Origin of the sequence: Faecalibacterium sp. An77, assembly GCF_002161315.1 — a bacterium.
GTDB lineage: Bacteria > Bacillota > Clostridia > Oscillospirales > Ruminococcaceae > Faecalibacterium.
In genome coordinates this window covers 47,714-59,701 of the sequence record NZ_NFHK01000015.1, presented here as the reverse complement: position 1 = coordinate 59,701, position 11,988 = coordinate 47,714, and the positions used below count along the sequence as shown (strand labels likewise).

General features: G+C 59.9%; 12 protein-coding genes and 1 tRNA gene. 4 read left to right on the top strand and 9 right to left on the bottom strand.

Annotation, left to right across the window (positions count from 1 at the left end; translation table 11 throughout):
- Nucleotides 1-482 precede the first annotated feature (482 nt).
- The 7 genes from B5G28_RS07190 to B5G28_RS07160 form a co-directional block, all read right to left on the bottom strand.
- Nucleotides 483-1,955 (bottom strand): Ig-like domain-containing protein, encoded by a 1,473-nt coding sequence (locus tag B5G28_RS07190; RefSeq protein ID WP_087247322.1) that lies wholly within the window; start codon nucleotides 1,953-1,955, stop codon nucleotides 483-485.
- A 171-nt stretch (nucleotides 1,956-2,126) separates the two neighbouring features.
- Nucleotides 2,127-3,242 (bottom strand): HlyD family efflux transporter periplasmic adaptor subunit, encoded by a 1,116-nt coding sequence (locus B5G28_RS07185; RefSeq protein WP_087247320.1) that lies wholly within the window; start codon nucleotides 3,240-3,242, stop codon nucleotides 2,127-2,129.
- 4 nt (nucleotides 3,243-3,246) lie between these two features.
- The gene (locus tag B5G28_RS07180; protein ID WP_087247318.1) at nucleotides 3,247-3,702 is read right to left on the bottom strand and encodes a hypothetical protein; all 456 of its coding nucleotides are present in this window, start codon (nucleotides 3,700-3,702) and stop codon (nucleotides 3,247-3,249) included.
- A gap of 356 nt (nucleotides 3,703-4,058) precedes the next feature.
- Nucleotides 4,059-4,436, bottom strand: coding sequence for a hypothetical protein (locus B5G28_RS07175; protein ID WP_087247316.1), 378 nt, complete (start codon nucleotides 4,434-4,436; stop codon nucleotides 4,059-4,061).
- A gap of 41 nt (nucleotides 4,437-4,477) precedes the next feature.
- Complete coding sequence (locus tag B5G28_RS07170; protein WP_087247314.1) at nucleotides 4,478-4,855, bottom strand: hypothetical protein; 378 nt, start codon at nucleotides 4,853-4,855, stop codon at nucleotides 4,478-4,480.
- A 111-nt stretch (nucleotides 4,856-4,966) separates the two neighbouring features.
- A complete protein-coding gene (locus B5G28_RS07165; RefSeq protein ID WP_087247313.1) occupies nucleotides 4,967-7,297 on the bottom strand; it encodes a peptidase domain-containing ABC transporter in 2,331 nt (776 codons plus the stop codon).
- Nucleotides 7,298-7,792: 495 nt separating this feature from the next.
- Nucleotides 7,793-7,866: transfer RNA gene (locus B5G28_RS07160), tRNA-Asn, on the bottom strand.
- A 177-nt stretch (nucleotides 7,867-8,043) separates the two neighbouring features.
- Here B5G28_RS07160 and B5G28_RS07155 point away from each other — a divergent pair.
- The 3 genes from B5G28_RS07155 (at nucleotide 8,044) to sigG (ending at nucleotide 10,530) form a co-directional block, all read left to right on the top strand.
- On the top strand, nucleotides 8,044-8,898 hold the full coding sequence (locus tag B5G28_RS07155; protein ID WP_087247311.1) for a sigma-E processing peptidase SpoIIGA: 855 nt from the start codon (nucleotides 8,044-8,046) through the stop codon (nucleotides 8,896-8,898).
- A gap of 19 nt (nucleotides 8,899-8,917) precedes the next feature.
- Nucleotides 8,918-9,622, top strand: coding sequence for an RNA polymerase sporulation sigma factor SigK (gene sigK, locus B5G28_RS07150; RefSeq protein WP_087247309.1), 705 nt, complete (start codon nucleotides 8,918-8,920; stop codon nucleotides 9,620-9,622).
- A 131-nt stretch (nucleotides 9,623-9,753) separates the two neighbouring features.
- Nucleotides 9,754-10,530 carry an RNA polymerase sporulation sigma factor SigG gene (gene sigG, locus B5G28_RS07145; protein ID WP_087247307.1) on the top strand — a complete coding sequence of 259 codons (777 nt, stop codon included), beginning with the start codon at nucleotides 9,754-9,756 and terminating at the stop codon, nucleotides 10,528-10,530.
- Nucleotides 10,531-10,585: 55 nt separating this feature from the next.
- Here sigG and B5G28_RS07140 read toward each other — a convergent pair whose 3' ends face one another.
- Complete coding sequence (locus tag B5G28_RS07140; RefSeq protein WP_087247305.1) at nucleotides 10,586-10,858, bottom strand: sporulation transcriptional regulator SpoIIID; 273 nt, start codon at nucleotides 10,856-10,858, stop codon at nucleotides 10,586-10,588.
- A 69-nt stretch (nucleotides 10,859-10,927) separates the two neighbouring features.
- Nucleotides 10,928-11,080 (bottom strand): hypothetical protein, encoded by a 153-nt coding sequence (locus B5G28_RS14665; RefSeq protein ID WP_158099594.1) that lies wholly within the window; start codon nucleotides 11,078-11,080, stop codon nucleotides 10,928-10,930.
- Between the two features lie 56 nt (nucleotides 11,081-11,136).
- Between B5G28_RS14665 and B5G28_RS07135 the strand changes: the two genes are divergently transcribed.
- On the top strand, nucleotides 11,137-11,880 hold the full coding sequence (locus tag B5G28_RS07135; RefSeq protein WP_087247303.1) for a sialate O-acetylesterase: 744 nt from the start codon (nucleotides 11,137-11,139) through the stop codon (nucleotides 11,878-11,880).
- Nucleotides 11,881-11,988: the final 108 nt, after the last annotated feature.

Here is an 11,988-nt window from a genome sequence, read left to right as displayed (position 1 = left end):
AACCCGCCAACCCGCCCTCAGCGGTATCCCCCGCGGCTGCGCCGCCGCCCCCGGTCGGGGGCTGGGTACCATGGGCGGAGCGGCCGGAAAGGCAGGGCGGGGGAGGTACCGCACGGCCTAGAGGAGCCCCCCATCCGGCCCTGCGGGCCACCTTCCCCGATGGGGAAGGGCGTACCACGACGCCCGGCGGAATCCGGGAGGCTGGAAGGTACCGCATGGTCTAGCGGAGTCCCCCCTCTGTCGCCTGCGGCGACAGCTCCCCCGATGGGGGAGCAAGCCCGCCTCGTCCCGGACGGCCCGGCAGGCCGCCGCAAAGAACAGCCACGGCAAAGGCTGAAACAGAGCCTCAGAGCCGCCTGCCGGCCGAAATAAGGCAACAACACACCTTTCCATCAAAACCAAACACAAAGCCCCGTCTCCGGTCAGGAGACGGGGCTTTGCTTGCTATGGGGAAGGTAAGATTCTTATATGGATGGCCTGCATCACCAGAACCAATACCTCTTCTTTACCACGATATACACCACCACGATGGCCAACAGGGCCACGCCTGCGGCGATCATTGCGTAGATGTTTACGTGGACGAACGTCAATGTGTCGTTGGTCAGCAGATAACGGCCCGCCGTGTCGGTGGTGACCACGCTGTCGGAATAGCTGTTCAGGTACTGCCACTGGTCGGTGGCGGTGTTGTACAGGTACAGGCGGCCATAGCTGGCGTTTTCACCGGTCATGGTCACGCTGACGGTGCAGGGCATGGCCCCGCCCTCGTTCAGGGTGAACTCCAGACCGTTTTCCTCGGTGCTGGGGGTGAACACCACCGCGGTGTTGATGGTGTTCTGGGTGTTCCGGATATCGGTGCCCTTGATGGTCAGGATATAGCCTTCGCCGGTGATGTTCATGGTCTTGCCGGTACGGCGGAGCGCGTTGAGCATCTCGGAGGTGATGAGGGGGATATCCGCCTGGTTCAGGTTGACAACTTCAATCTGGGCGTCGTTGATCTGCTGAATGATGGGATCATCCGAGACGGTTTCGCCGCTGGATGCGCCCCCTTCATCGGTTTCGGAGCCCGAACTGCTGGAGCTGCTGGATGCGCCGCCCCGGTTGACAATGACCGTCACCATGCTGGAGGAATCCCCGTTGGAGACGATGATGGAGGTGGAACCGGTGCCCACCGCCGTGACGGTGCCGCTGCCGGAGACGGTGGCCACGCTCTTGTCACTGGAGCGGAAGGTCAGGCCCTGGGGCGCGGTGGAAGGGGTCACGCTGCCGGTGATCTGGGCGGTTTCGCCGGGCTTGAGAACCAGATAGTTGGTATTCAGGTGGATGCCGTCGGTGGGGATATAGACCTTCACGTTGATGGTGCGGACGATATCGCCGCAGGTGACGGTGATGGTGGCGCTGCCCTTGCCCACAGCCGTAACACGGCCGAAGTTGTTGACGCTGGCCACCGCCTCATTGGAGGAGGTGAAGGTCACGGTGGCGGTGGCGGCGGCCGAGCTGGGGCTCACCGACACCGAAATGGTGGCGGTATCGCCCAGGGCGATCTCCTCGGAGGAAATAGCCGCATCCATATCCGAAACCACCGTGGAGGGATCGGGTACAACGTTGATGTCGTAGTAGATGGTCACCCCGCCGGCGGTGGCCGAAACGCGGGTGGTGCCCACCGATGCGGCGCCGATCAGGCCGTCCTGGCCCACCTGGACAATGCTGATGTCCTCGGAGGCAAAGACCACGTCCTTGTCGGTGGCATTCTCGGGCATGACCGTGGGTTTCAGCTGCTGGGTGGTGCCCACCACCATCTCGGCGTCGTATTCGCCGGGCTCAATGCTCTCGACCTCCACCCGCTGAAACGGCCATTTGATGGAGGGCAAACTTACTGCGGCGGCAGGCATGGCCGCGCTGACTGTCAGGGCAGTCAGCAGCAGAATGGCCGACAGCCGTTTTGCAAAAAACTTCATGTTATACCTCGTTGCGGGCAGATTTAGGCAGCCAAACCGGGAGAGACCCGTTCTGCCCGCGGACCGGTGCCGGCGGGCAAAACCACCTACAGGGGGAATTTTCGGCGAGGGGGAGGACGGTTTGGGTCCTTCACCGCTCGCCGGAAATGCATGACATGGAATCGTACCGGATCAGCGCACCAGGACGCCCAGAGCCTCCAGCGCGTACTGGAAGTAGGTGACCTCGTCGTACTGGACGCGGGCGGTGACGCTCATACCGTTGGACAGGTCCACCTGGTCGCCGCTCTTGCTGATCAGGTAGGTGCTGTCGGGACGGACGGTCACCTTGTAGAAGGAGGTGCCGTTGGAGGAGGTCACGTCGCTGTCGATGGCGGTGACGGTGCCGGTCAGGGTGCCGTAGGCGGTCTGGGCCAGGCCGGTGATGGCGATGGTGCAGGGATCGCCCACCTCAATCAGGGGACGGTCGCTGAGGCCGGCATAGGCCACGATCTCATAATCCGAGTTCTCGCTGGCGACGGTGGCCAGGACCGAGCCAGCCGACAGAACCATGCCCACGCTGTAGGGAGTATCCATGTGGATGACGCCGGAGGTGGGCGCGTAGATATAGTAATCGTTGGCGCCGGTGCTCAGGGCATCCAGCTGGGACTGCAGGTTCTCGATGTTGGCCTGCACATTGCTGACGTTCTGGGCCGCAGACTGCAGGGCCGAGTAGTAGATCTGCTCCAGCTCGCTCTGGTTCTGCTCCATCAGGGACTGGATCTGCGCCTCGGTGTAGCCGGCGGCGCGGTAGGCCGACGAGTCAAAGGTGTGCTGGGCAACCTGGCTCTGGTAGTTCTCGTACTGATAGTAGTAGGTCTGGTCGGCCGGGTCGCTCTCGCTGAAATAGTTGGTGTTGTCCTGGATGGACTGAATCAGCTTGTTGTACTGGGCCAGCTGGGTCTGGTAGATGGCCATCTGGTTTTCCAGCTGACTCTGCTGGATATCCAGGTCGGTGCTCTTGACGTGGGCAATCAGGTCGCCCTGCTCCACGTAGCTGCCCTCCGAGATATTCAGCTCGGTGATCTGGCCTGAATAGGAGGACATAATATAGGTCTTGTTGGCCGACTGGACGGTGCCCGACAGCTGGGCGATATAGATGCGGGGGGTCACGGTACTCCAGGCCACAAGGCCGATCATCAGCGCCGCCACAATCAGGATCAGAGCGTACCCGTAGGGGGGCAGCTTCTTCTCCATCATAATCCGGCGGTCCTGCAGATCGTACAGATTGGTGACACGAATGTTGGTCATAGGGTTATTCCTTTTCCATAAAGACGTCGACAACGCCTTCATCGTCGTCCTGATTGACAAAAATGCTGTACACGCTGCCCGAGAGCTTGATGTCATGCTCAAAAGCATAGATGTTCAGCTTCTGGGCGGCCAGGTCGTTGCGGTTCATGGGACCCATAAAGCGGGCGTACAGGCAATCTTTCACCCGCAGGACGGCGTCCATGTGGTACTGGGGGTCCAGGCGGGGAATCATCTGGTTGGCCTGGCGCAGCAGATACATCTGGGGCTCCGGATTGGGGCCTTTGGTGACCAGAATGTGCTGCACCAGCGGTCCGATGGGCTGGGCGTTGTGGCTGCGGACGAAGTTCTCCATCTGGGTCACAATCAGATTGATGTTGGCAAACTCCTCGGGCATGATGCGGCGGCTGAGCACGTTGGTGAGCTTGAGGGTTTTGCTTTCACTTACTTGAATTTCATGCATAATGATTCACCTGTTTTATTGTAGTGTATTGCCCCTGCACTTCGTCCCTCTGGCCGCACAGGCCGCGCCCGTCCGCCGCAAAGGGGGCGGGGCAGGGGCCATGCGGGGCGCAGCAGGCAAAAGCCGGCTGTGACCTTGGTTTGCTTAAATCGCTCACAGTCCGCTTTTGCCTGTCGCATCCACTGGGATGGAACAGACAAGTTTCAGGGAAAATTTGGGTTGCAAAAAAATAAGGTGCGCCAGGAGGGACTTGCCTCCTGGCACACCATAACGAGGCATTTTGATCTGCCCCAACCCCGTGGGGCGGGGTCAGACTAAAATACACTTGCAATCGAGATTAGAGCTGAAACACCAGCTTAGGCAACCTTCTCGCCATCAACACCGATGACACCAGACTGCTTCACCTTAGCATCGCCAATACCCAGGGTGTAGATGGTAGCGAGACCGCCCACAACCTGCATAGCGCCGTTCAGGAAATTCATGCCGGACAGCTTGGAGCCGATGCTATCAGAGATAGCACCGAAAGCATAGTTGGTACCGAAAGCGGTGCCCAGAACGGTGCTCACAAAGTTGCTCATGAAGCTGTTGCCAACAATCTTGATGACGTTGATGCTGAAGGTGCGCCAGTTTTCGCTGGTCATGACAGCGGGCAGAACGTTAGCGATCACGCCGCCGCCAGTGACATAAGTCAGCTCATCCTCTGCCATTACTGCGTAATTTGCAGGAAAGGTCATGATGAACCACCTTTCTTAAGTTGGAATGAAATCTGACTTAATTACAGAGCGAAGGTCACAACGCTGTCGGTGTGCTTGGTCTTAGCATCGCCGGTGCCCAGGGTGTAAACAACAGCCAGGCCGCCCAGGGTGCCCATGATCTTGTTCAGAACAGAAGCGTCGCTGGTGTAGTAGCCAGAGATGCTGCCGTCCTTGCCAAACAGGGTGTCATTGCCCCAGTTGCCGCCGAACATAACGCCCAGAGTAGCGTCAACAACCTTGGTCATGAAGCTGTTGCCAACGATCTTGATCAGGTTGGTGTTGAAGGTCTTCCAGTTGCCCTCGTTCATGATGGGGGCGAAGCAGTCGATCAGAGCGCCGCCGTTAACGTAGGTCATTTCGTTCTCTGCGATAACAGAGTAGTTTGCAGGCATCATCATAATGAATTACTCCCTTCAAATGATTGAAACGAAAAAATGTGTCGATTGCCGGTCGGTTGCGCAACCGTCCGGAAACCATTTATGTAACCAGGTGCGCACCTGGTTGCACCGTCAATAGGTTATCGAGTCGTCATCATCCTCATCATCCGAGGCGGAGACTGTCTCAACAACCGGCTTGGGCTCTTCGCGCTTGCGGAAGATACCCTGCTGCAGGTTCCACAGAGCGTAATACTTGCCCTGCTTTGCCATCAGCTCATCGTGGGTACCGCGCTCTGCAATGTGGCCTTCGTCCATGACGATAATCTCGTCACAGCCGCGCACAGTGGAAAGGCGGTGGGCGACAATCAGCATCGAGCGATCGGCCAGCTGGTTGTAGATCATGTCAAAAATGGCATTTTCTGTTGCAAAGTCGAGGTTGCTCGTGGATTCGTCCAAAATATAGAGGTTTGAGTTCTTCAGGAACGCACGGGCCAACGCAATGCGCTGCTTTTCACCGCCCGACAGGCCGTTGCCGGCTTCTTCCAGGTAGGTGTAATACTGCAGCGGCAGTTTGCGGATAAAGTCATGTGCATCCGCCTTCTTGGCCGCCTCCTTGACCTCATCCACCGTCGCGTCAGGGCGCGAAATGCGGATATTGTCAAGAATGGTCTTGCTGAAAAGCTCAATGTTCTGCGGGACATAGGAGATAGCGCGGCGGACCGAGTCATTGGTGTACTCGTCCAGGTTCACGCCATTCACCCGGATCTCACCCGATTCCGGCTCATAATACTTGAGCAGCATCTTGGTGATGGTGGATTTGCCGCTGCCCGACGAACCGACCAGCGCCACCTTCTTCCCTGCGGGAATGGTGAAGGACACATGATCCAGTGCGGGGGTGCGGTTGCCGTAGCGGAAGGTCACATCGCGGAATTCGATATCGCCCTCCATCCGTTCGAGGTCGGTGTGTTCCTGCTCGTCGGACTGCTCGGTCTCATAGTCCATGATCTCAGTCAGACGCTTCATGGAGATGGAGGCTTCCTGGATCTGGAGCTGAAGATTGACAAGGTTGCTGACCGGGCTGGTAAAATAGCTGGACAGGGTACTGAACGCCATAAACGAACCCAGGGTCATATCTCCCTGCAGGACCTGCGAGATGCCGACGTAGGTGGTCAGCATGCTGAAGCCCGTGGAGATCAAAGTGGTAATCAGCGTCTGGGTGGTGGAGAGTTTGCTGGACCGGATGCTGATTTTCAGGCTCTTGATATATTCCCGTTCCAGCCGCTCCAGCTCGTTGTCCTCACCTGCGTTGCACTTGATGGTCTCGATGCCGCGCAGGCCCTCGATCATCTGGCTGTTCAGGATGGACGCCTGCTGCATCGTCTCTTCGTTGATCTTTTTGTAGGGACGCTTATACACCAGCACCAGCAGGATGCTGACCAGCGTCATGAACAAAGCGATGGAGAAGAGGGTGGCGTTCATCTTGAACAAGATGACGCCGGTGATGACAGCCATCGAAATATCCATAACCAAACTCAGCGCAACGCTGGTGAAGATGGATTTGATGGTGTTTGCGTCGGAGTAACGGGTGGTGATATCACCGGTCTTGCGTGTGGCAAAGAACTTCATGGGCAGCTTGTAGATGTGCCCAAAGTAGCCCAGCATCATCGGGATATCAATTTTAATGGACAGATGGACCAGAATCCACTGCCGCACGAAGGTGACAAGTGCAGAGGTTATGTTGACGACGCTGAACACCAGAACCAGTGTCAGCAGCAGGTTTTGCAGCCCGTAGGGGAGCACCTCGTCCATCAGGATCTTGTTGAAGAGGGAAGAGGCAATACCCAGGATGGTCAACAGAACCGAACTGAGAATCGCGTAGGCGAACAGCTTCTTCTGCGGCCAGAGAAGATTCACATACCGCTTGAAGATGCTGCCCTGTTCAACCTTGCCCGGCTGGAAATCAGCGGTGGGGTTGAGCAGCAGAAGAACGCCGGTAAAGTTCTTGTAGAACTCGTCGAGGGTCATCTTTTTCAGCTCGGTGGCCGGATCACCCACGACAACGTATTCTTTGTCCTTGTACTTTTTGCCGGTCTTTTCGGCTTCCTCCTTGGCGGAGTTCACATCCAGCATATGCTTGCGGCGTGCACCCTCGTCAGGGATGGTTGTCTTTTTGAATACGACCACAAAGTGGGTCAAGCCCTGGTCGGTAATCTCCTGCGCAATGCAGGGAAGAGAAAAATCACTTAAGAAGTTCTCGCGATCAACCCGAACGGCAGCTGAGGTGAACCCCAGTTCGTTGGCAGCTTTCTGCAAGCCTACGAGGTTGGTGCCCTTCAGGTCTGTGCCCATCATGTCACGCAGCCGCGTGATCGTGATTTCCTTTTTGTAATGGAGGCACACCATTGCGAGGCAGGCAGCCGCGCAGTCTGTGGTGTCGTGCTGCCGCACATAAGTATAGCGCATAGATGGTTCCTTTACAAGAGATTCGCCCGGCGAACGCCATGGTCTCTTTACAATGTATTTTTATTTTGTTCACACGGGACTATGGACACATTCTATCATATTCTGCCCGAATTCACAAGAGGAAAATTGCTCCATCCTGTACGAATGTAGGTCAAAACACGGCTTTTCAGGCCCGCCCGGCATGAAACAAAAGGAGAAAACCCCTATAGCAGCACGCAGTCCTCTGCTTTGCCCTGCCCTGCGGAGAAACAGGACAAAGCAGAGGTCAGCTGCTATCAAAAGAAGGGAGCGCCTACCCTTTGATCAAGGTGCTGCGGCTTTAAGGCGCCTGCCGGCTCTTAAAGCTCATGTGTAGTTTACCACAATGCGACAGCTTCTTCAAGGGGCCAATGTTAAATTCAAGGAAAAAAACAGTGTTGTTTACGCCAAAAATCGGGCGTTGAATTGTACGGAATATACAAAAAATGGCACAGATCCTGTGATCTGTGCCCGAAGCGCCTCTTGCCTGACTCGAACAGGCGACACCCTGATTAACAGTCAGGTGCTCTAACCGACTGAGCTAAAGAGGCATATCAAAGTTTGCAAGCGATATTATAGCGCAACCGAAAGGATTTTGCAAGGGGTTTTGTGAAAAAGATGATTTGCCCTGCGGGAAGGGGGCCGGCCGGGCGAAAAGGAGCCGTTTTTCTGGTTCGCCGCTTTTCCCGGCCGGGGAGCGGTATGCTGGATGTCAGGGGCGATGCACCGTGAAAGTTTTGTACATAGACGAATTGCTCTTGACCAATTTTGCCGCAGCGGCGGCCTTTCTGCTGGCGGCGGGGCTGCTGGCGGGGGTCCGCTGCAGCGGGCCGCGGCTGGTGGCGGGGGCGGCCCTGGGGGCGGTCAGCTGCCTGGTGCTGCTGGCGCCGCCCATGGGATTTGGGCCGGCCCTTCTCTATAAGATAGGGACCGGCGCGGGGGCGGTGGCGCTGGCCTACGGCTGTCCCGGGGCGCGGGTATTCCTGCGGCTGGGCGGGTGGTTTCTGGCTTTGAACCTGCTGCTCACCGGGGCGGCGGCGCTGGCGCCCCAGGCCCACACCGCCAACCTCACCGCCTATATGGACATCACGCCGGGGCGGCTTCTGGCCGGGACGGCGGCGGTGTACCTGGCGGTGCGGGCTCTGCTGAGCTTTCTGGGCCGGCCGGGCCAGGCGGCGGTGCCCGCCGTGCTGGAGCTGGGGAACGCCCGGGTGAAGGTGACCGCCTTCTACGACAGCGGCTTCACCCTGGCCGACCCGGTGGCGGGCCGGCCGGTGGTGCTGGTGCGGTACGATGCCGTCCGCACGGCCCTTCCCGAGGCCCACCGGGCCTGCCTGGACGCCGTCTTTGCCGGGACGGGGGAGCCGCCCGACCCGGCCCTGGGAATGCGGTACCTGGTCTGCGGCACCATCGCGGGGCGGACCCTTCTGCCCGCCCTGCCCGCTGCGGCCCTGATCCGTCAGGCCGGGGGCCGCACCTGGAGCCAGACGGGGCTGCTGGCGGCTTTCTGCCCGGGGGGCGCCGAGGAGGGCTGGACCCTCCTGCTGGGGTCGGACCTGGCGGGCCGGATGGGATTATCCTGAGAATAAGGGGGACATCGGAATGCTGAAATGGATTCTCAAAGCGTGGCAGAGGCTGTGGGCCCGGGCGGGAGCCTGGGGCGCGGTCCACTATCTGACGGGCGGGCCCAGCCTGCCGCCGCCCCTGACCCCCGAGGAGGAAAAGGAGCTGCTGGGCCGGATGGCCGCCGGCGACGCGGCCGCCCGGGATGAACTCATCACCCACAATCTGCGGCTGGTGGTGTACCTGTCCAAAAAGTTTGAATCCAGTGGGGTGCCGTCGGAGGATCTGGTGTCCATCGGGACCATCGGCCTCATCAAGGCGGTGAATACCTTTACCATGGAGCGGAACATCAAGCTGGCTACCTACGCCAGCCGGTGCATCGGCAACGAGATTCTGATGTACCTGCGCAAAACCTCCAACCGCCGCCAGGAGGCCAGCATCGACGAGCCCCTCAACGTGGACAGCGACGGCAACGAGCTTTTGCTGTCCGACGTGCTGGGCACCGACGAGAACCAGGTGGGCCAGCGGCTGGAACAGGACGCCGAGCGGGCGGTGTTGCGCCGGTCGGTGGAGCGCCTCAGCGCCCGGGAACGGCAGATTATGGAGCTGCGGTTCGGGCTGGTGGACGGGGTGGAGCGAACCCAGAAGGAGGCCGCCGACGCCATCGGCATCAGCCAGAGCTATATTTCCCGGCTGGAAAAGCGGATCATCCGGGACCTGCGCCGTCAGCTCGAACAGGAGTAAGGAGGCGCGGTTTTCCAACCTTTATGGCATATCCTGTGAAAAAACGTGGAATGATTTGACAGGCCGCCCCCTGCATGAGCCGCAGGCAGGGCGGCCATACTTCCGGTAACACAAAGACCGGGAGGCACAGGATGTACAACAAGGTGGAGCTGTGCGGCGTCAATACCGCCGAGCTGCCCGTTTTGACCGAGGCGGAAAAACGTATCCTCCTCACCGCGGCCCGGGCCGGCGATCAGGCCGCCCGACGCCGGATGATCGAGGGGAATCTGCGGCTGGTGCTGAGCGTGGTACAGAAGTTTTCCCAGCGGAGCGAAAACCTGGACGATTTGTTTCAGGTGGGGTGTATCGGCCTCATCAAGGCCATCGACCATTTCGACCCCGGGCTGGATGTCCGGTTTTCGACCTATGGGGTGCCCATGATTGTGGGAGAGATCCGGCGGTTTCTGCGGGACAACAACGCCCTGCGGGTGAGCCGCTCCCTGCGGGATACCGCCTACCGGGCCATGCAGGCCCGGGAACAGCTGGAAAAACAGCTGGGCCGGGAACCCACCATGAAGGAAATCTGCGACACGGTGGGCCTGTCCCGGCGGGAGGTGACGGCGGCGCTGGAGTCGGTGGTGGAGCCGGTGAGCCTGGAGGAGCCGGTGTACAGCGACGGCGGCGACGCCATGTATATGATGGACCAGGTGCGGGACACCGACGGAGAGGACAGCTGGATCAGCGGGCTGGAGTTTCGCCAGACGGTGCAGGGTTTGTCCGACCGGGAACGCAAAATCATGGAGCTGCGCTACTTTCTTGGCAAAACCCAGATGGAGGTGGCCAAAGAAATCGGTATCAGTCAGGCCCAGGTGAGCCGGCTGGAAAAAAGCGCGCTGCAGCAGTTCCGCAAGATGGGGGAATCCTCCTGAACGGAATCCGAAAGCAGAAGCTGCCGCATGGGCCCGAAACCCGTGCGGCAGCTTTTCAGTGTCCGGCCTGCCCGGCGTGGTGCAGGCGGCTGTATTTTTCCCGCGTGGCGGCCCCGCCCCGCAGATGGCGCTCGGCCTTGTTGCGGGCCAGGATGGCCTTGACCTGTTCAAAAAGGCCGGGGCTGACCTCCCGCAGGCGGAACGCCACGTCCTTGTGGACCGTGGATTTGCTGAAGCCAAAGGCGGCCGCGGCCGCCCGCACGGTGGCGCTGTGCTGCACAATGTATTCTCCCAGCAAAACGGCCCGCTGTTCCGGGTCACCTTTCATACCGATCCCTCCGTTCACCTTTCTAAAAGGTATGAGGGACCCGGGGAGAATATGTACAGGCCGGGGGGATTATGCGTCGGTGGAGGCGAAGTAGGCCCCCGCCATCATGATGGGGGCCACGTCCTGGAGCAGCAGTTTGGACAACGGGGTGCTGATGGCGTAGAGGGCGGCGGCCAGGTGCTGGTCGCCGGTGCAACCCGGCGGGGCGGTTTTCTCTGGCAAAAGCGGCGGTTTTCTGGTATGATAGAGAAAAACCAAGGGAGAAAAGGGGCGTTTTGATGGGATTATGGATTGATGACGGCCTCCATGGGGCAGAAGGGGAAATTGTCTCCTTCCTGCTGGCGGGCCAGTCCAACATGGCGGGCCGGGGAGACCTGACGGCGGAGAACGCCGTCACCGCGCCCGACTGTCTGATGCTGCGGATGGGGCGCTGGCAGGCCATGAGCGAGCCGGTGAACGTGGACCGCGGGGTGCTGGAAGGGTCCAGTCCCCGCAGCGGGGCCTGTCTGGCAGCCAGCTTTGCGGCGGCCTTCCCCAAAGAAGGGCGGAAGGTGGGGCTGATCCCCTGCGCCGACGGGGGCACCACCATCGCCCAGTGGCAGCCGGGGGAGATCCTCTTTGACCATGCGGTGTTCCAGGCCCGGCTGGCCATGCGCACCTCCCGGCTGGGGGCCATCCTGTGGCACCAGGGGGAGAGCGACTGTCTGGCCCCCGAACAGCTGGAAGCCTATCCTGAACAGTTCCTCCGCACCATGGAGGGGGTCCGGGCCCAGCTGGGGGACCTGCCCATCCTGGTGGGGGAGCTGGGCTACCCCGAACACGGCTTCACCGGCACCCCCGCTCCGCTGCTGCGGGAGTTCAACCGCCGTCTGCCCGACCTGGCGGCCCGGATTCCCGGCTGCCGGGTGATTTCGGCCCAGGGCCTCACCTGCCGGGGGGACGGCCTCCATTTTGATACGCCTTCCCTGCGGACCTTTGGCCTGCGGTACCTGGAGGGCTACCAGGCCCTCGCCGCCCGCTGAGAAAATCGCACAACACACAAAAAACGCCTCCTGCACCGGTGGACAAACCCCGGGCAGGGGGCGTTTTCAGCAGGGGACGGCGGGTCCCTTCTATTTATATATAGGAAC